General features: G+C 49.3%; 21 protein-coding genes. 10 read left to right on the top strand and 11 right to left on the bottom strand.

Annotated elements, in window-relative coordinates; translation table 11 throughout:
* The first annotated feature begins 62 nt into the window (after positions 1-62).
* Positions 63-1,349 carry an amidohydrolase family protein gene (locus ABEA14_RS05425; RefSeq protein WP_345338861.1) on the top strand — a complete coding sequence of 429 codons (1,287 nt, stop codon included), beginning with the start codon at positions 63-65 and terminating at the stop codon, positions 1,347-1,349.
* A 33-nt stretch (positions 1,350-1,382) separates the two neighbouring features.
* A complete protein-coding gene (gene codB, locus ABEA14_RS05420; protein WP_345338860.1) occupies positions 1,383-2,687 on the top strand; it encodes a cytosine permease in 1,305 nt (434 codons plus the stop codon).
* Positions 2,688-2,704: 17 nt separating this feature from the next.
* On the opposite strand, the gene ABEA14_RS05415 is transcribed toward codB, so the two are convergent.
* A complete protein-coding gene (locus tag ABEA14_RS05415) occupies positions 2,705-3,250 on the bottom strand; it encodes a sugar O-acetyltransferase (RefSeq protein ID WP_345338859.1) in 546 nt (181 codons plus the stop codon).
* A gap of 188 nt (positions 3,251-3,438) precedes the next feature.
* On the opposite strand from ABEA14_RS05415, the gene ABEA14_RS05410 reads away from it, so the two are divergent.
* Positions 3,439-4,224, top strand: coding sequence for a rhomboid family intramembrane serine protease (locus ABEA14_RS05410; protein ID WP_345338858.1), 786 nt, complete (start codon positions 3,439-3,441; stop codon positions 4,222-4,224).
* An 11-nt stretch (positions 4,225-4,235) separates the two neighbouring features.
* On the opposite strand, the gene ABEA14_RS05405 is transcribed toward ABEA14_RS05410, so the two are convergent.
* Entirely contained in the window at positions 4,236-4,883 is a 648-nt protein-coding gene (locus ABEA14_RS05405; protein ID WP_345338856.1) for a DUF1707 domain-containing protein, read from the bottom strand.
* A gap of 281 nt (positions 4,884-5,164) precedes the next feature.
* On the opposite strand from ABEA14_RS05405, the gene ABEA14_RS05400 reads away from it, so the two are divergent.
* The 6 genes from ABEA14_RS05400 (at position 5,165) to ABEA14_RS05375 (ending at position 9,291) form a co-directional block, all read left to right on the top strand.
* On the top strand, positions 5,165-5,656 hold the full coding sequence (locus ABEA14_RS05400; RefSeq protein ID WP_345338854.1) for a flavin reductase: 492 nt from the start codon (positions 5,165-5,167) through the stop codon (positions 5,654-5,656).
* Between the two features lie 138 nt (positions 5,657-5,794).
* The gene (locus tag ABEA14_RS05395) at positions 5,795-6,349 is read left to right on the top strand and encodes a hypothetical protein (protein WP_345338853.1); all 555 of its coding nucleotides are present in this window, start codon (positions 5,795-5,797) and stop codon (positions 6,347-6,349) included.
* Positions 6,350-6,410: 61 nt separating this feature from the next.
* Positions 6,411-6,959: a GNAT family N-acetyltransferase gene (locus ABEA14_RS05390; RefSeq protein ID WP_345338852.1), complete on the top strand. Its 549-nt coding sequence runs from the start codon at positions 6,411-6,413 to the stop codon at positions 6,957-6,959.
* Positions 6,960-7,048: 89 nt separating this feature from the next.
* The gene (locus ABEA14_RS05385) at positions 7,049-7,588 is read left to right on the top strand and encodes a hypothetical protein (RefSeq protein ID WP_345338851.1); all 540 of its coding nucleotides are present in this window, start codon (positions 7,049-7,051) and stop codon (positions 7,586-7,588) included.
* Positions 7,585-8,118 (top strand): NUDIX hydrolase, encoded by a 534-nt coding sequence (locus ABEA14_RS05380; protein ID WP_345338850.1) that lies wholly within the window; start codon positions 7,585-7,587, stop codon positions 8,116-8,118. The genes ABEA14_RS05385 and ABEA14_RS05380 overlap by 4 nt, the downstream gene beginning before the upstream one ends.
* Positions 8,119-8,163: 45 nt before the next feature.
* On the top strand, positions 8,164-9,291 hold the full coding sequence (locus tag ABEA14_RS05375; protein ID WP_345338849.1) for an META domain-containing protein: 1,128 nt from the start codon (positions 8,164-8,166) through the stop codon (positions 9,289-9,291).
* Positions 9,292-9,314: 23 nt separating this feature from the next.
* On the opposite strand, the gene ABEA14_RS05370 is transcribed toward ABEA14_RS05375, so the two are convergent.
* Together ABEA14_RS05370 and ABEA14_RS05365 are read right to left on the bottom strand one after the other, a co-directional pair.
* Positions 9,315-11,189 (bottom strand): diguanylate cyclase domain-containing protein, encoded by a 1,875-nt coding sequence (locus tag ABEA14_RS05370; RefSeq protein ID WP_345338848.1) that lies wholly within the window; start codon positions 11,187-11,189, stop codon positions 9,315-9,317.
* Between the two features lie 176 nt (positions 11,190-11,365).
* A complete protein-coding gene (locus ABEA14_RS05365; RefSeq protein WP_345338847.1) occupies positions 11,366-12,394 on the bottom strand; it encodes a Leu/Phe/Val dehydrogenase in 1,029 nt (342 codons plus the stop codon).
* A gap of 176 nt (positions 12,395-12,570) precedes the next feature.
* Here ABEA14_RS05365 and ABEA14_RS05360 point away from each other — a divergent pair, with 176 nt between their 5' ends.
* The gene (locus ABEA14_RS05360; RefSeq protein ID WP_345338846.1) at positions 12,571-13,002 is read left to right on the top strand and encodes a DUF4826 family protein; all 432 of its coding nucleotides are present in this window, start codon (positions 12,571-12,573) and stop codon (positions 13,000-13,002) included.
* Here ABEA14_RS05360 and ABEA14_RS05355 read toward each other — a convergent pair.
* The 7 genes from ABEA14_RS05355 to ABEA14_RS05325 form a co-directional block, all read right to left on the bottom strand.
* Positions 12,999-13,463: a GNAT family N-acetyltransferase gene (locus ABEA14_RS05355; protein ID WP_345338845.1), complete on the bottom strand. Its 465-nt coding sequence runs from the start codon at positions 13,461-13,463 to the stop codon at positions 12,999-13,001. The two genes, ABEA14_RS05360 and ABEA14_RS05355, sit on opposite strands and share 4 nt — an antisense overlap.
* Complete coding sequence (locus tag ABEA14_RS05350; protein WP_345338844.1) at positions 13,460-14,596, bottom strand: JmjC domain-containing protein; 1,137 nt, start codon at positions 14,594-14,596, stop codon at positions 13,460-13,462. Before ABEA14_RS05350 ends, ABEA14_RS05355 begins: the two co-directional genes overlap by 4 nt.
* Before the next feature lie 156 nt (positions 14,597-14,752).
* Entirely contained in the window at positions 14,753-16,123 is a 1,371-nt protein-coding gene (purB, locus tag ABEA14_RS05345) for an adenylosuccinate lyase (protein ID WP_345338843.1), read from the bottom strand.
* A gap of 19 nt (positions 16,124-16,142) precedes the next feature.
* A complete protein-coding gene (hflD, locus tag ABEA14_RS05340; RefSeq protein WP_345338842.1) occupies positions 16,143-16,769 on the bottom strand; it encodes a high frequency lysogenization protein HflD in 627 nt (208 codons plus the stop codon).
* 11 nt (positions 16,770-16,780) lie between these two features.
* Positions 16,781-17,884, bottom strand: a complete 1,104-nt coding sequence (mnmA, locus tag ABEA14_RS05335; protein ID WP_345338841.1) for a tRNA 2-thiouridine(34) synthase MnmA — start codon at positions 17,882-17,884, stop codon at positions 16,781-16,783.
* 262 nt (positions 17,885-18,146) lie between these two features.
* On the bottom strand, positions 18,147-18,602 hold the full coding sequence (locus ABEA14_RS05330) for an NUDIX hydrolase (RefSeq protein WP_345338840.1): 456 nt from the start codon (positions 18,600-18,602) through the stop codon (positions 18,147-18,149).
* Between the two features lie 48 nt (positions 18,603-18,650).
* The gene (locus ABEA14_RS05325; protein ID WP_345338839.1) at positions 18,651-19,265 is read right to left on the bottom strand and encodes a pseudouridine synthase; all 615 of its coding nucleotides are present in this window, start codon (positions 19,263-19,265) and stop codon (positions 18,651-18,653) included.
* Positions 19,266-19,327 lie beyond the last annotated feature (62 nt).

Raw genomic sequence — 19,327 nt, 5'->3', positions numbered from 1 at the left:
ACGTGAAATCAGTTGCATAGAAGCGGTTCTAGGACGTCTTCAAAAGGATAAGTGACGTCGATATGTACGATTTGATCATTCGCAATGCCAACCTTCCAGATGGCACGCAAGGCGTCGATATTGCCATTAAAGATGAGCGTATCCAGGCCATTGCTGCAGGCATTAATGATTCTGCGCAGGAAGAAGTGGATGGAAACGGTTATCTGGTAAGTCCGCCGTTTGTAGATAGCCATTTTCATCTTGATTCGGCACTCAGCCTTGGTCAGCCGCGCCTGAACCAAAGTGGTACCTTGCTCGAAGGGATCGCATTGTGGGGTGAGCTTAAGCCGCAACTGACCTTTGATGCGATTAAAGAGCGTGCGCTGCGCATGTGCCAATGGTCGATAGCAAAGGGAACGCTGGCCGTTCGCAGCCATGTCGATATCTGCGATGATTCCCTGCTGGCCGTTGATGCTCTGCTGGAAGTGCGAGAAGAGGTAAAACCTTACCTTGATCTGCAGTTAGTGGCGTTTCCTCAAGATGGCTACCTTCGTTATAAAAACTCCGTTGATAATCTGAAGCGCGCGTTAGATAAGGGCGTCGATGTGGTCGGTGGCATTCCCCATTTCGAACGCACAATGGCAGACGGTGCTGAGTCTATCCGATTATTGTGTGAGATCGCCGCGGAGCGAAACCTGCAGGTAGATATGCATTGTGATGAAAGCGATGATCCGCATTCTCGTCATATTGAAACCCTGGCGTATGAAACCCAGCGCCTGGGATTGCAGGGCAGGGTAACGGGCTCACACCTCACTTCCATGCACTCGATGGATAACTACTACGTCAGCAAGCTACTGCCTTTGATCCGAGAAGCGGGTGTGCACGCGGTGGCTAATCCACTAATCAATATCACGTTGCAAGGCCGGCACGACACCTATCCAAAACGGCGAGGCATGACACGCGTACCTGAGATGATTAACGCTGGTATTAATGTGGCATTTGGCCATGACTGCGTGATGGACCCCTGGTACAGCCTTGGCAGTCACGACATGTTGGAAGTGGCCCATATGGGTCTGCATGTTGCTCAAATGACCAGCCTTGAGGGGATGACACAGGCATTTGACGCAGTAACGCAAGCAGGTGCCAACGTATTACAGTTGGACGGTTATGGTCTTAAGCCAGGATGTTATGCCGACATGGTTTTGCTGCAGGCCCGCAGCCCGATCGAAGCGATCCAATTGCGTCCCGCGCGGCTGGCGGTGCTGCGTCGAGGCAAAGTGATTGCACAAACGACACCTGCACAGACTCACCTGAATCTACCAAATGGTGCTCATGAAGTAGATTTCAGTCATGGTTTGTTTTCGTCTTAATAGTATGAAAACCCGCTGATAAACGAGGGAATGATGGCGACAGATCCAAAGCAAGCATCAATTGCATCCGACGAGGCTGATTACGCCGCAAGTCACGAGGATTTTTCCCTGCAGCCGGTACCTGAGGGGGCTCGTCGCGGGCTGATTTCGATGTCCGCAGTGATGCTGGGTTTTACCTTCTTTGCTGCTTCTATGTGGACAGGTGGCAAGTTGGGTCAGGGATTTCAGTTATGGCCTGATTTGATTGTGGTGATTCTGCTGGGTAATTTGATCCTGGGTGTGTATGGCGCGCTGCTGGGTTACGCCGCTGCTAAAACCAACCTCTCAACCCACCTGTTGTCCCGTTATGCATTTGGCGTGATGGGTTCAAAGTTGCCTTCGTTTATGTTGGCTTTTACCCAGATCGGCTGGTTCGGTGTGGGGGTTGCCATGTTCGCTTACCCGATAAATAAGTTTGTAGATGTGCCGAACCTGCCATTGATTATTGGTGGTGGTTTGGTGATGACCTACACCGTAGTAGTCGGGTTTAAGGCGATTGAGTGGTTAAGTGTTATCGCCGTGCCGGCCATTTTGCTGTTAGGGTTAACCTCTGTTGGTACAGCCATCGCGGATACGCCGGGTGGCTTGGAAGCGTTGATGGCGATTGAGCCCGAAAAGACGCTGACCTTTGCTGTTGGCATCGCATTGGCCGTGGGCTCGTTTATCAGTGGTGCCACACTGACACCGGACTTCGTTCGGTATGCTAAAACGCGCAAAATAGGTGTGACAGCGACCATTATCGGCTTCACCTTTGGCAACAGTTTGATGTTTCTGTTTGGTGCCATAGGCGCCATTTCAACAGGGCTCTCAGATATCGCTGAGGTATTGGCTTTACAGGGATTGCTGGGTGCAGGGATCTTTTTGTTAGTGCTGAATATCTGGACCACGAATGATAACGCGCTGTATGCCGCAGGCCTGGGATTAGCCAATTTGACCGGATTAAAGCGCGTTCATTTGGTGATCGCTGCGGGCGTAGTTGGCACCTTGCTGGCTGAGTGGCTTTACAACAACTTTGTCGATTGGCTGGTGTTTTTAAGTGTCTCTTTGCCACCGATAGGCGGCATTATTATCGGCGATTTTTATCTACGCTGTCGCAGACATTATCCTGAGCCGAGCCAATATCATTTTAAGTCGATTAACTGGGCGGCCATGATCGCCTGGGCGTTGGCTATCACCGTTTCCGTGTTGTCGCCGGAACAGGGGATACTCAGTATCGCACCGCTCAATGCCATTATCACCGCCATGGTGGCGCACTTTCTTCTATCTGTATGGCTGTTTCCGGCGAAGACCAGGCAATAAGCGCAGTTATTGCTGCGCTATACCGACTTTTTCACTTGGCAAGGGTTGCCCACGGCGATGCTGTTGGCGGGGATATTCTTAGTGACAACACTACCAGCACCGATGACGCAATTATCGCCGATAGTGATCCCCGGCATGATAGAGACATTACCGCCGACCCAAACGTTATCACCAATCCTGATAGGAGCACCGTATTCAGTATGTTTACGCTGCTCTGGGTCGGTGGGGTGAGCCCCGCCAGCAATCATGACATGAGGACCAAATAGAACATGGTCACCAATCACCACTTCGCATACGTCCAAAATGGTCAGGTTGTGGTTGGCGTAGAAGTTGTCACCAACAGTGATGTTGTAACCGTAGTCACAGAAGAAGTTCGGCTCGAAATGGGCCTTGCCCTTGAGATTGACCAGCTCTGCCATTATTGCCATGCGAGCTGGCAGATCGGTGGGATCGGCCATATTGAACTTGTGGCAGAGCGACTTGGCACGCATTCTTTCTGCTAATAGCGTTTCATCCCAAGCGTCATAGGGTTGGCCAGCTAACATCTTCTCTTTTTCCGTCATACGACTCTCCATAAAACGAACGCAATTATGCGCTCGGGTTTCAATACCTTTTGATAGTGAAATCAGGCGTGGTCTGAATTCTGGAACTGAAATAAAGACAGATCATTTCAGGTCTTGTTCCCTAGTGGCAACTACCAAGTTAGCGGGGGTTGGCTTGCAAGTTTGCAAACTGCCCCAATCTTTAAACTATGCGTGATATTAAAAAGCTAAAAAGTGCCATTTGGGCCACCACCCTGTTTGTCATGTTTCTCTGGTTTCTGGAACTGGGAAAGTGGGCATTTGGCTGGCAACTGCGTGGATTAGGCGTTTATCCCGGAGAGCTGACTGGCTTGATCGGTGTGTTAACCGGTCCACTTATTCATGGCTCTGTTGCTCATATCTCCGCAAACAGTATCGGGCTGATGATCTTGATGCCTGCTTTGATTTACGGGTATCCAAGGTCTCGGTGGTGGGTCTTGGGGATCGTCTGGATCTTATCTGGGCTTGGCGTCTGGTTCTGGGGGCGTGAGAGCTATCATTTCGGTGCAAGTGGCCTGACTCACGGCATCTTCTTCTATCTGTTTTTTGTGAGCTTGTTCCGGCGAGACAAGCGCTCCATCGGTTTGATGATGATAGCGTTTTTTATGTTCGGCGGTATGCTGATGACCATCTTCCCAAGAGAGCCAGGGATCTCGTTTGAGTATCATTTGTTTGGTGGTATTGGTGGCTTGCTGTCTGCAATCATGTTCTGGCGTTGGGATCCAAAACCGAAGGAGAAGCGCTACAGTTGGGAACAGGAGTCATCCGCACCTGAGCAAGCTGGTTCCGAATTGACTGACGTTGAAGTGAATTCTGACGATGAACTGATCGGCGACCTTTGGAAGCAGTCGTCGCCTCATTCGATGGAACGATCGGAGGAACAGGTGGAAGAGGGCTTTGGTGAGTCTGGCCCACCGAAACCAAACGGCAGGCCATTTCACATTTCCAGAAACTAGGGTTCTTGGATCTATTCAGAACGTAACAGCTTCTTAAACTGCTCAGCAAAACCTATGAAGCGCTCTTTCAGTGACTTTTTCACCTTGATATCGATACCACTGAAAATGGCTATACCTTCAACAATGATGGTTGGCGCATTAGGTTCAGGTGTTGAGGTGATACGACAATCTACACCGCCAAATATACTGAACATCCGGGTGATGACATTGACGTTTTCCGGTACGTAGAAATCGGTGCCGGAGAACAGGTTAAACATTCGAAATCGTACTTCACCCTGAGGGAACACTGCGTCGGTGAGGTCAATGTCTGCGCCGCTGAAAATATCCACCACCCAGGTGGTTCTGGCTATCGGGCGAGGGCCCGAAACGTCGTTGCCACCAAACAGGCTGATCATGTAATCGTTGGCTTTAGTTTCCAACGGTGACAGTTTCACTCCCATCTGCTGTTGCTTCTCGTCGACGTACTCTTTGTTCACTGCTAATTGAAGATCCGCCACTTGCTCAACCAGCTTTTCATGGGAGGTGGTTTGCATTGCGATATCCAGGCGACGTTCAAACGCCTCCAGCGATAGTTCGCCATGTCCGTAGTTCATGATTAATTGGTCAATCACTTCCTGGCGTAGCGTATCGATAGGTCGATCTTCTAGTTTCACGGCCATGTGCTTTCCTTCTCATAGCTGGCGGTTTTGACATTAAAGAGTATAGGTACATAAAACATGCCAGGTTATAGAGTCTAATTAAATCAATAACATAAATAAAAAGAAGCTATTTTGATAGGTAAGTAAGGTTAACTTTTGGTGAATTTAGCCAGTTTTGAAATGGGTAGAATGTGCGTAATTTCATCGAAATGGTTAACAAAAAATCTGATGCACGGACAGCTATTCATAGATAAGTGGTCAATAAGTGAACAGCGATGCTATCCAGATCAAAGCAAACCCGATTGAAATCCCTTAGCTTCATGTTCACTTTTTCACCATCACAGGGCAAAGCGATGTTTTTTAACGGCGTATCTGTGGTTTGTAGAGGCGATGTAGCGGACTCTGAGGGGATGTCGATCGCTTGGTTTACCCAGGTAGAAACAGACCACCTAGTACTTTCACTGCCGGGAAACTCAGACGTTACTGATCGCTTGCTGGATGACAGCCGCTTTACGCTCAGTGTTCTGTCGGAGTGTCAGGTGCCAGTGGCGAAAATGTTTGGCGGTAGCCAACAAAAGCAGTTGGCGTCTGATATTCATTGGCAGGAAGAAGAGGCGTTGGAGATGACTGAGTGGGGCATTCCCGCGGTTAAAAATGCCTGTGGCGTCTACCTGTGTGAAGTGGTTTCCGAAGATAGGATCGAAGGGCAGCGCATCGTTATCGCAAAGATGCTGCACCGGGAAGAGGTCGAAGGCTGTATTCCATTGCCATACCGGAAAACTGACTATTTCTAATTACCTTTAAATTCTGGCTAAGCATGTGCAGAGTTGCATGCATATCCCGGATTCACTTCTCTATCGTGGTTAATTTATTCGCCTCCCCCTATACTGGCGCCATTGTGAACAGGCGCGATCTGGTTAATTCAGCAAATTATGGATATAAAGCAACTCTCTGTTGCAGCTTGTGCAGTGTTGGCATTGGCTGGATGTAGCAATACGGATGAAGAAGAAGTGAAGTACAAGGGTGAGAGTTTGTTTCAGCCCATGCCGCTGCCAGAAGGCTCATGGGAGCGATTCACGCATATTTACCCTGATGCTAAAAGGGTCACCTGGGGGCGAGTGGGCAAAAAAGATGTGCTCGAAGTCGTCACCTTCCCTAAGCAAAAACGGGGTGATTTAGAAAAGTATCGTGCGTTTCACGATCAGAAGTTGGAGCAAGCCTGCAACAGCTTCAGCTCCAAGCTGTTTGATACCGTTGTACGCAATGGATACACAGAGATGCTGTGGCAGACCTCTTGTCTCGACTCTGAATCAGAGGTTGCAAGATTTAGCTTCCATTTATCGGTTTCTGGGAATGATGCGTTTTATGTATTGTCTCGCAAGTGGGTAGAAGCGCCAACAGAAGCGTCAAAGAATGCTTGGTTGGACTACTTCTCTGAGGTGTATGTGTGTGATGACCGTTTGCCTCAAAGCCCCTGTGAAGATTAACGCGAACCTTTATTCAAAAGTTTATCTAAAAACTCTAATCAGAAGTGGGCGATCGTAGGTAATGAATAAATCAATTCAGCTCAGGAACGGTGAAGTGGTTTGCCTAAGATTATTGAGTGCCGATGATGGGGAGTCCCTTGGTCGATATTTTGACGCTTTGGGTGAGGAAACCCGACGCAGATTTGGTCCTCATCCCCTAAATGCAGAATACGCCAGAGAGCTGGTTTCTCGTTCGCAAGATAGCGCTAAACGACTGGTGGTAAGTAATGCTTCGGGTGAGGTTAAGGGGTATTTCATTTTGGAGTGTGAGCACTTTCCACATGAATGTGAACGCTTTTCAGCGCAGGGGATTGAGCTGACACCGGGTCGGGACGTCAGCTTCGCGCCCTCTGTTGCGGACGATATGCAGAGTCAGGGCCTGGCATCTGCAGTGATGCCTTTGGTCATTGAGTATGTGAAATCCTTAGGCGCTAGTTCTTTGGTGTTGATGGGCGGAGTGCAGGCTACCAACGAGCGTGCGGTTGGTTTTTATCGAAAGTTTGGGTTTGAGCCTTTTGGTGGTTACCAGACAGATGTGTTTAATCAGGACATGCGATTGTGCATCCTATAACCAATTTTTGCATGAGCCCCTTGTGTTCGTATGGAATTTGATTAACGATTTGCTGGCGTAGGGATTACGACCGTAGCAGGAGTTGAGCGATGGATGTAACAGCAGGTGAGCGCCTTGTGTTATGCGAGCAGCATATCCCTGAATATTTTCCCACTTGGGTAAAAGCGTTAACGTCGCTACCTTTAGCCGCTGCGCTGATCCAGTCTCCCAAAATGGCTGGTGAGGGCATGGCGGAACTGGTGGCCAGTTGGCCGTGGCCGGAACCAGACAGTGATGACGCTGAAGATAAAGCCCACTTTGCTTTTTTCCATTATCGGCATACGTCACGATTAGAGCAGTTAGACCTTTGGTTAAGACAGATCGAATGGCCTCAATGTGGGGAAAGTTGGATCTGGTTGTGCCAGGAAAGCCCACTGCTTAAATGTCGCAATGACATCATCCCCTCCCTGATTAGCGAAGCAAGCAGTGCGTTGCCTCATAACAAACATTCTGACTTTTCATTGGCTGTGGTCGATGTGGAGGGGCGATTTGGTCTGCTGTTGGACACGTATGTTGGCTATTTGCCAGGTGATGACAGCTGCAATGAAGGCTTAGTGTTTGAAGTGACTGACTGGGGCCTTCAGCCATGAGCAAACCTCAGATTGATGGTGAACTCTGGAAGCATTGCCCTCAGTGTCAAAGCGACGACATCGCTGTAGTGGAAGGAAAAGCTTGGCGCTGTGGTGGTTGCGGTTTTATTTACTTTCATAATGTAGCCTGTGCTGTCGGTGCCCTGATCTGTCATCAGGATCGTTTTTTATTTGCAATTAGAGGCAAGGCGCCTTCGTTAGGCATGCTCGACCTTCCAGGAGGGTTTGTCGATGCAGATGAGTCGATGGAACAAGCGTTATGCAGAGAACTTGAAGAGGAGTTGGGGTTACAGGTTTCACCTGAATCCCTCGGCTATCTGAGCTCTGTGTCTAATCGCTATCAATATTCAGGTGTAGAGTACTGTACGGTTGATGCTGTGTTCTCATTGACCCTGGATAGTTTGCCTGAACTGTCGGCCCATGACGATATTTCTGGCTTCCGTTGGCTAAGTAAACAGGAAGCTGCAAAAGAGAGTTTTGCTTTTCCTTCTGTGCAACGCATCGTCAACCGATGGATCACATCTGCCTGACCTTTGGTGTGATATAGGATAACCCGGGAGGTGTTTATGGTGAGTATGAGTCAGTGGTTGTGCCTGCTGGTAGCGGCTACGAGTCTACTCGGCTGTCCTTCTGAAGAGCCCGCAAAAACAGAACAATTACCCAGTAGCAGTGATGCCGATAAAGTGCCTGAGGGGCCTGCCATGATTTCAGAGCCTGCCGCTGACCCCATAATTGAGCCCACAACTGAGCCAGAGCCTCCTCTTACTCTGAGCAGCACAGAATCCTATACAGGCGCTATGACCTGTGTTGCCTGTCAGGCCAAGCAGATGTCGGTGACTATACGCCCAGACGGTGTCTATCAGGTATTAGTGAGACTGTTGGATGAGGACCGAATTGTTGCGCAGCGCTTTGGTCGTTGGCAAAAGGTGGATGAGAGTACGGGGGTGGCAGTTAAGTTACTGGGTACAGAATATGTGCTGTTGGCAGAACCTGAGCAGGGTGGCTTGATTTGGTTTGACCCAACCTCCACTGAAAAACTGACATTAGTGTCAACGGAAGATCACCTTTACCACCATCCAATGCCTATTACCGGTGTATTTCGCTATATGGCAGATGCTGGAAACCTGATTGAGTGCCATTCACAGTTAAAATTACCAGTGTTACAGCGAGCTGACAGTTTGGCGCTGGAGAAAGCCTACCTTGATGCTATCAAGGAGCCCGCAGAGCCTATGGTGGTTGGAGTTGAAGCAACCATTGTAACGACACCCGGGGAAGAGGGGGGGGATGAGCGCTGGCAGATTGATGGTTTTATTGAGACTTCAGGCGTTGCCAGTTGCGAAGAAAAATTTGCTGAGCCGACGATAACGGGCACTTATTGGAAGCTTCTTACTATTGATGGTATGGAAGTGACCGCTGGCGAAAGCAAGCTGGAGATTCATGTTGTTCTGGGGGCTGAGGCGCGCGCGCATGGGTTTGCTGGCTGTAATCGTTACTTTGCCCAATATGAGGTGGACGACTCCAGTATTCGCCTGCACAGCATTGGTGGCACCAAACGCGCCTGTCCAAGTGGCGGCATGAATGCTGAAAAAGCATTCCTTGATGCGCTTGGCCTTGTGGATAGCTATAAAATTACTGGCCAGAGCATGACCCTGTTTCATTCGGGCCAGCCACTTTTAAAGCTAGAAGCTGTCTACTTGAACTGAGCTTACTTACTTGATTCTCATGGTTAAGCTTGCTTACCCATTTTGACACGGTTGCCGCCTTGCGCTTTTGCTTCAGTGGCACGTTCTAACGCTTTGCCCAGGCAGGTGTCAGAGACGAACCCACACTCTCTCAGTGTTGCAACGCCTATGCTTGCGGTCAGTGTGTAGGCGTAACTGGCATCTTGATAGGGCTCCGAAAAGGCCGTTTTTACCCGTTCTGCCAGTCGTGATAGTTCCGCTTCATTCAAAGCTCTCGACACCAGTAGGGTAAACTCATCACTGCCTAATCTGGCAAGCGTGTCACCTTCCTGTTGGACCTCTCGTATCCTGGCTGCCACCTGGATAAGCAGTTTGTCGCCGTTTGCATGGCCATGAAGGTTGTTAAACTTCTTGAAATCGTCAAGATCAATATGAACCAGACTGGCATCTATCTGACGTTCACAGGCATTGTTTATCGCATCTTCCATCAATGGCCGATTAGCCAGACCGGTAAGGCTGTCATGCTGTGCCAGGTAACTCAGTTGCTTGGTGCGGCTTTGTAGTTGCTTAGCTTCGGTGATATCCCGTCCAGAAGAGAAGTAATAAGTTTCGTGATCATCATTGTGACTCTTGAATGGCGTGATCACTTTCTCTTCATAGTAAACAGAGCCGTCTTTACGTCGGTTTACGAATATGGATTGGAAGTTTTCTCCGGCGTTGAGACGCGTCCAAAGCCGTTTGTAGAAACTATCGTTATGATACCCGGACTTTAAAAGGCTCACAGGCTGGCCGATACACTCTTCACTCTGGTAACCGGTAAGCGACTCAAAGGCTGGATTCACGTAGCGAATAATACCCTGCTTGTCAGTCAGGCAGATGATCTCCTGACTCTCAGAGATAATCTGGGCCAATCGAGCCATCTGCGTAACACTGTTGCGGTCCTTTTGGCTCACTCTTTGCCAACGTACAGCAAGCACTACTGCTGCCAGCAATAGACCAATAAATATCGGCAAACCAATTTTCTTCCGTTGATTGGCGTGTGGTGTCAGTTCAGCCAACGGCAACGTTGAGACAACTTTAAAGAACGACTCTTCCAGGAGCATTGGTGGTAACTTCTGAGTTGGGCTCAGATTCTTGTAATTGAGCACATCATGCAGGTAGAGCTTCTTATTGCCCTTCGCTATCCCACGACTATTTCGCACTGGCATGGGCCAAATAGTACCGAGCTGGTCACTTCGTGTGCTTTCCTGTTCCGTGTCTTCGCCAAACAGCCATAACCCTTCACCGTTTACAAAGCTAAGCACCGCTTCAGACGCTTTTCCAACCTGGGCTAAGCGGTTTTTAAGCTGTTGACCATCAAGAGTCACAACAATGGCACCATGGTAGATCTTGCTCTGGTCAAATACTGGCATTGCGAAATGAATAACCGGGTGAAATGGATGCACTATCTGCCCATCTATGAGGCTGAAATCGAAACGGGAAATGTAGACCTGACCAGCTTGAAGTCGTCTTAGCGTGTTGATAAATGGACGGTTGTGTTTGCTTTTTATATGCGAACCGGTGGCAATTTTGCTGCCATTCTGCTCGTTCTGTACACGAACAATTTCCTGACCAAGGTCGTCAATAAAGCCGGCTTGATAGTAGCGTGGGTTACGGGTAGCAAACTGAAAAAGCAATGTTTGAATATCACGCAACTTTACTGACGGCTCAACAGGTAACTGCACGATATTCGCAATCTGATTTTGCAGGAAATCAGTGTCTGAAATCGAGTGAGCCAGATCCTCTTTAACATTGCTCACCAGAAGTTGCAGAATCTTGCGCTCTTGGGACAGACGGTTGTCCTGTTCGATCTGCTTCGCGTAGAAATGAAGCGCAGCAGCAACACAGGCGATGGAGAGGCAGGCTATCCATAACCACAAGTATCCGTTGTTCCTTGATGTTGTTTTGCTGAGCCTATGCACAGACTTAAATCTCCCGAAGATATGCGCGGCGTGGAAGATGCCGATATCCAGGTATTAACACAATGATATAACTCAATAAGGATAAACAAAAAATAAACCGAGGCATTGCCTCGGTTTATTCCTGTTCATTTAGCTTAGCCTTTAGCCAGAATCTCGCGAGCCAGCCGATCTGCTTGGATCCCTGTTGGCGTGTTCTCTTTTGAGGCGCGCTGATAAATATCGCTCAAGGTATGATAGATGCGCTCAACTTTTTCGGTGGCTTTGTCGGCGCAATAACCGTCGCGTTCGAACGAGATATTTATGATACCGCCAGCGTTAATAACGTAGTCAGGTGCGTAGAGAATACCTGCATCTGTCAAAGCCTGGTCCATTTCCGGCGTGGCCAGCTGGTTATTGGCGCAGCCAGCTACGATCTTGGCTTTTAGGCGCGGTAAAGTATTTGCGTTGATGGTTGCTCCCAATGCACAAGGGGCATAAATGTCGACATCCTGGTCGTAGATCTCGTCAATACCGACAACAGTGGCTCCCAGATTTTCCACGACACGGTCCAAGTACGACTGGTTGATATCGCAAATCATCAATTCTGCACCCGCCTTTTTGAGGTGTTCACATAGGTAATATCCCACGTGACCAACACCTTGCACCGCGACACGCTTTCCTTCGAGGCTATCGCTGCCAGTCAAATGTTTAACTGACGCCTGAATGCCCACAAATGTGCCCAGGGCAGTGAAGGGGGACGGATCCCCGCTGGTATGCTCAAGTCCGGCTACAAACTCTGTCTCTTTTGACACTTCGCCAATATCAGTGGGGGAAATACCTACGTCTTCCGCAGTATAGTAGCGGCCACCAATTTTGGCTACTGCGCGGCCAAATGCCTGCATCATTTCAGGCGTTTTCATCGATTGGTCTGCAATGATAACGGCCTTGCCGCCACCAAAACCTACGTCAGCTATCGCGTTTTTGTATGTCATTCCCCGGCTGAGGCGCAATGCATCCCTTAAAGCAGCTGCATCATCGTCATAACGCCACATGCGGCAACCACCTACAGCAGGTCCAAGCGTGGTGCTGTGAACTGCGATAATCGCTTTCAGGCCTGTTTCAGCATCACTGAAATAGGCAACTTCTTCATGGTTATCGAATGCTTCGGAATCAAAAAAAGACACGTGTTTTCCCTCATGGCCGCGAATATGTGAACCATATCACTGCTGGTGGAAAGCAGCCACTACACCCACTTAAACAGCCGAGAGTCGCTGTCATAAAGTCTTTACATAAAGGGTGGGTCACTTGCAGTCTAACGCTTGCTGGCATAAGGTGAGGGCGATTTTTAAGGGAGTCTGAGATGTCAGAACAACAAGATAATAGAGAAGCCCTGCAAGGGTGGGTTAGAGAACAGTTTCAAAAGGCACAGAAACACCTGGCATCCAAAGGCATTATACCGGCACGCGTGTTGGAGAAAGAGAGTCGTTACCTGCCGCCGCTGGTATCTGTTTGGAAGATTGAGACGGCCGACAAGCCAGCAAAGACAGTTTGGGTAATCAGCGGTGATTTGCCTTCAGATCATGTCGAAGCGGGTGCTGCAGATTCGGCACGGGAAGTGTTACGTTACTTTGGTTTGCGTTGGCAGATGCAAGCCGAACAGATCATCCAACAAGGTCCTAATGCGGATAAAACCCAAAAAGAGTTTGCTGGAATGTTGATTAGTCGCGCTGAAGGGTTAGCTCAGATGTATGATAACCAAGCTTTATGGGCAAACGAGCCTACGGCGAGCTAATGATGCTGCTCTGATTGATCAAGCTCGGTCAGTCGACCGAGCCTGCACTTGAGGCGTTGCCTGGGTACCCCCGCTTCCATAAATACTCTTGTGACTGGCAGGAACCCCTGCATCTTAAACTTGTCTATGGACTCTAGAGCACTGTTGATAAACACCGTTTCCATCTGTTCATTGCGTGCGATATTAAGCAGTTGATTAAGTACTGCTTTGGCTATGCCTTTTCCGCGAGCGGGGATCACAACGGCAATTCTGCCCAAATCGCCATTCGGCAGTAGCCGCCCGGTTGCCAGCGGATTGCTCTCTTCATCTTCAACCAACACGTGAAAAGCAACGGGATCATGTTGATCAAATTCTAACGTTTCTGGGATGCGCCATTCGCAACAAAATACCTGATATCTGACCCGCTTCAGCGCCTCAGCTGCATCGTTCCAACATACCTGCCGGATAGTAAAACTACTCATTCAGTCATGCTAAAAAGTAACCCTTGTTGAGTAAGTGTAGTTATTACTTCAGCAAAAAGTGATAAATCCGATGCCTGTTTCAGTTGAGCCAAGCCAAGGTTTGTATTGTCGGCCAGGAGCTCCATATCGTTTTCGGCCAAACCAGCGTCTAACTTCTCGCCATTTACATAGAGGCCAGTACCCAGGGTATAGAGCCTGCGAACGCCCGATACCCAAGTGAGTTCACCACCATCTTCCAGAAACTGGATGACATCAGAATTGGTTAAAACACCCTCGATGGGATCAAGACTGAGTTCGCGCTTGGGCGTAGAAAGTTGCTGCAATAGGCTTGCTCGTAGCAATGACTCATCATCGATAATGGATTGCAGCATGGCTTTAAGCTGCGCAATGTCAGATTCGTTGACCTTGCCGCAGTGGTTGCCATAGGTTGCTCTGGATGGATCTGAAAACCTTCGGTTACCCAAATCGTGATCGATCAAATAGTCAGCGAGGCCACTGAAAAGCTCACGTTCGCTGGGGGCTCTAAAGCCTATCGAATAGTTCAGAGCGGGTGTGTTTGCATAGCCTTCGTGAGGGCAACCTGGTGGGATGTACAGGATGTCGCCAGGTTCTAGTTCTGCATCAATAATCGCTTCAAAGGCTTTCACTTGTAAAAGATCTGGGTGAGGGCAGTGGGATTGTGTCTCTTGCTGCGCACCAACCCGCCAGTGACGCCTACCTTTGCCCTGAACAATGAATACGTCATATTGGTCCAGATGCGGCCCCACGCCACCACCGGGCATGGAAAAACTGACCATCAGGTCATCGATACGCCACTGCGGAATAAACTGAAATGGGCGAATCAGCTCTGCAGCATCCGGGATCCAATGGTCGACTCCCTGTACCAGCAGGCTCCACTGAGAATCGCCTAGATGCTCGAAGTTATCGAAGGGGCCATGGGCAACATGCCATTGTGTACCGTCAGTGTGACTGACCAGCCGACTATCGGCTTCATCTTCCTGCGCCAGCGCTGCAAGGTCGCTCTCGTCTATCGGATCTTCAAATTCGACGAATCCCTGTTTGATTAACAGTGGTTTTTTCTGCCAATAATTGGCCATGAAGTCTTCAAGATCCAAGTTCAGGGTATATGGCATCTGTTTACCTTCGACATAAATCGTCGCTCCTGTGCGTTTGCATGCCCCACGAAGTGTTTTGGGTACCATGCACCCGCTACATACCATACGTCCTGTATATAAAAAAGCCACCGACTTAGCGGTGGCTTTCTTGAGTTTAGCTAGTTTGGCTGCAGATTACGCCAGATCGTCAACAAAGGCGATTGCACGGCCAATGTAGTTTGCCGGTGTCATTGCTTTCAGCTCAACTTTCACGCTGTCTGGCAGTTCCAGATTATCGATAAAGTCGGCCATTGCCTGTTGGTCAACACGCTTGCCACGGGTCAGTTCTTTAAGCTTCTCATAAGGCTTTTCGATACCGTAACGACGCATAACTGTTTGTACTGGCTCTGCCAATACTTCCCAGTTCTGGTCCAACTCGTCCAGCAGATTCTGCTCATTTACTTGCAGCTTGCTGATACCTTTCAGCGTTGCCTGATAAGCGATAACCGCATGGGCAACGCCCACACCCAGGTTACGCAGTACGGTTGAGTCTGTCAGGTCACGCTGCCAGCGGCTGATAGGCAGCTTAGCGGCCAGGTGGTCAAACAAAGCGTTTGCGATGCCGAGGTTACCTTCAGAGTTTTCGAAGTCGATTGGGTTAACCTTGTGCGGCATGGTTGAAGAACCGATTTCACCGGCGATGGTCTTTTGCTTGAAGTGACCCAGCGCGATGTAACCCCAGATATCACGGTCGAAATCGATAAGCACTGTGTTGAAACGTGCGATTGCGTCGAAGATCTCAGCGATATAGTCGTGCGGTTCAATCTGAGTTGTGTAAGGGTTCCAGGTCAGACCGAGGCTGGTAACAAACTCTTCAGAGAATTTGTGCCAGTCCAGCTCTGGGTAGGCGGACAGGTGCGCGTTGTAGTTACCGACAGCGCCGTTAATCTTACCAAGCAGCTCAACCGCTTCGATCTGTTGGATCTGACGCTGCATACGGATGTATACGTTTGCCATCTCTTTGCCCAGTGTTGACGGAGAGGCTGGCTGGCCGTGAGTTCGAGACATCAGAGGCACGCTCTTGTACTCAAATGCCAACGCTTTCACCGCGCCGGTTAGCTCATTGAGCATAGGTACCAACACCTGGTCACGGGCTTCCATCATCATCAAGCCGTGTGACAGGTTGTTGATGTCCTCTGAAGTACAGGCAAAGTGGATGAATTCGCTGACTTTGGCCAGTTCGTCCAGGGCTTCTGTTTTTTCTTTCAGGAAGTACTCAACCGCTTTCACATCGTGGTTAGTGGTACGTTCAATCTCTTTTACGCGTAGTGCGTCTTCTTCACTGAAGTTGGCAACGATAGCATCAAGCAGGGCGTTGGCTTCGTCAGAAAATGCGGGTACTTCAGCGATTTCTGCGGTAGCTGCCAGCTTCTGTAGCCAGCGAACCTCAACGGTAACGCGATACTTTACCAGGCCAAATTCACTGAAGATGCCGCGCAATGCAGAGACTTTGCTGCCATAGCGACCATCAACGGGAGAGATGGCAGTTAAACTGGATAGTTGCATGTTTGCTCCTGCTAAAGAGTTAAATTACCTGAGTTTTCAGGTAACGGGCTGTGTCCAATATTTTCTTACGACTTAATAACAGGTGGCGGCGTTTGCCCCCAACCTGACGCCACAATACGGCGGCACGCAGGCCAGCCAGCAATGCGGCACGGATTTGGTTTTGACAGAGGTCCTGTTTCAGGTAGGTCGGTGAGCCAGAGACCTGAATACGCGGACCAAGCGGGCTGATAAGATCGCTGTATATGGCTGCAAGGCTTCGCACCACTTGAGAGTCAAGTTCGTTGGTGTGCTCTATCTGGCGTTTTACCTGAGTAATACGCTCGCCCAGCATCGACATCAGTCCGCGCTGCTGCGCCACCTTGCGTTCAAGGCTTAGCAGGTTAACCACGTAACGGGTTAGCTCAGCATCTTTCGAGTCACCCGTAGGATTCAATTGGTTAACCAAGGTATTGATACCCAAGGTTAAGTTTGCTGTACCACCAAACACCTCTTCGGTGCTTCTTGGATCTGTGATCAGGATACTCTTGAGTGTGTTTTGCAATGCATCACTGTCAGCTTGGCCGGTTTTTGCAATCTGCTGAACCAGCGCCGTTGCCTGGCAGATACCGGAAAAACTCAGTACTTGATCTATCAGTGGTGTACTCAACCTCTACTCCTCTAATCCCTGATCGGTGAATCAATAATTGCGCCACCAAGGCAAACATCCTCAAGATAGACTACGACAGACTGTCCTGGGGTTACCGCAGCTTGCGGTTCATCGAAGATGACTTCGATTTTATCTTCTTCGGTACGTTTCAGTACGCATGGTACGTCTGTTTGGCGATATCGGGTTTTGACGGTACAGCGAAGCTCGCCCTGCGGGCCTTTACGGTCCACCCAGTGCAGTTGATCCGCGATCAGACCGTTACTGAATAGGCGAGGGTGGTCGTGGCCCTGGGCAACGATCAGCTCGTTTCGCTCCAGATCTTTATCTACGACATACCAAGGGTTGTCATTACTGTTCTTTAACCCACCAATGCCCAGGCCTTTGCGTTGACCCAGAGTGTGGTACATCAAACCCTGATGTTCACCTATGGTTTCTCCATCCACAGTGACAATGGCACCTGGCTGTGCTGGCAGATATTTGGCTAGGAAATCTCTGAATTTGCGCTCGCCAATAAAGCAGATCCCGGTACTGTCTTTTTTCTTTGCTGTCACCAAGCCCTGTTCTTCAGCGATGCGGCGTACTTCAGGCTTTTCCAACTCACCAACAGGAAACAGAGTCTGGGCGATATGTTTTTCGGCCAGCGTGTAGAGGAAATAGCTCTGGTCTTTATTGGTGTCTAAACCTCGCTGCATTTGCCAGTGTCCGTCGCGATCTGTGCGGCGGACGTAGTGGCCTGTTGCTATATAGTCAGCACCCAGTTCTTCTGCTGCAAACTCCAGGAAGGCTTTGAACTTGATTTCCCGGTTACACATGATGTCTGGGTTAGGGGTTCGCCCTGCTTTGTACTCTGCTAAAAAGTACTCGAACACATTGTCCCAGTACTCTGCGGCGAAGTTGATCGTGTGTAGCTCAATCCCGAGCTTATCGCAGACGGCTTGTGCGTCAGCCAGATCTTCAGCTGCCGCGCAGTACTCGTCGTTGTCGTCCTCTTCCCAGTTTTTCATAAACAGTCCCTCAACCTGGTACCCCTGCTGAAGCAGGAGATAGGCTGAAACGGAGCTGTCTACACCGCCGGACATGCCGACGATAACCTTGGTTTGACTGTTATCTGTCATGATTGGGACGCTGTGCTAATTCGCTAACTTAAATAAAGGCGCGGGATTTTATCACAGCTAGGGTGGTGTGTTTAATACCAATCCGCATAAAGATATGGTCAACCAGGAAGCCTGGGCTAGTTCAATTCAAGGCGCAGTCGTGTAGCCATGGTTGTTGCCTTGCAAATGGCTGCAACGGAGAAGTGTGCTTGCCCATACTTCCCCCGCTGACAGGTTATTTTTTTATGCTGATTGGGATAGGAGCAAACGTTTTCAACATGCCCTAGCTTTTGTCTGGGCAATACTGAACCAAAGAGAGAGGGCCGCGTTGGCCACGCTTAAAGTCGTCAATGCATTTCAAGACCAGATCGCTGCGGTGACGGGCTGATGCGACTTTGAGTTGTTCATAAGTCAGCCAAACACAACTATCGATATCTGAATCTTGTGGCTCGTGTTGGGGCGGTGGATTGGTAAATTCGTAATAGAAGCAGAATCTTAGATAGCTCTTGCCAGGTTCGGCCGTAGGTGCCAAATAGCTACCAATGAAGCCGTGTGGCGATATAGCAAGGCCCGTCTCTTCTAACACTTCGCGTTGGCAGGCTTCTATCAGTGACTCGTTCTGTTCAAGATGACCTGCAGGATTGTTTATTTTCAGCTGGTTGCGTTTGTATTCCTGCACCAGCAGGAATTTATCTTGATAAGTAATGACACATGCAACAGTGACTTCCGGCAAAAACATCAGACCCGCTCCTTTGTTTCTCTGTCCATTAGTTTCTTATCGGTACGCCTATTCAATGACGCGATATTCGCCATTGGCAATACCATCAATAGTCCAATTGCCTATTCGGTAGCGGATGAGCCGCAACGTTGGATGCCCGATTGCCGCGGTCATACGGCGCACCTGGCGGTTTCGGCCCTCGGTAATGGTAATAGATAACCAACAGTCGGGAATCGATTTGCGTTCGCGGATGGGGGGAACCCTTGGCCAGACATCAGGTGCCTCCATTCTTTCCACTTTGGCTGGTAGTGTCATACCATCTTTTAGCTCAATACCGTCTCTTAGTTGCTGCAGCGCCGCTTCGTCCGGGATTTTTTCGACCTGAACCCAATAAGTTTTACTGGTTTTACGTTTAGGTTGGGTCAGTTTAGCTTGCAGTGCGCCATCATTGGTCAAAATAAGCAAGCCTTCACTGTCTCTGTCGAGCCTACCAGCCGCGTAAACATTAGGTTCTTTGACGTAGTCGGCCAGCGTCTTTCGACCTTGGTCATCAGTGAACTGACATAACACATCAAATGGTTTGTTCAGTAAAACGATCTTTCTTGGTGCAACAGGTGTATCTCGTTTGGGGGATTGCTTTTTGCGTCGATTTTGACTGGAGTGTTTACGGCGAGTCTGAGACATGGTAGGCGCTTTGAATCTTTGAGGCGATCCATTATGATGGCCCCACTTTAAAAACACCAACC

Origin of the sequence: Corallincola platygyrae (assembly GCF_039544265.1) — a bacterium.
Classification (GTDB): Bacteria; Pseudomonadota; Gammaproteobacteria; order Enterobacterales; family Neiellaceae; genus Corallincola; species Corallincola platygyrae.
Note: the sequence above shows the minus strand (reverse complement) of the source record. Positions and strands in the feature narration are given on the sequence as shown.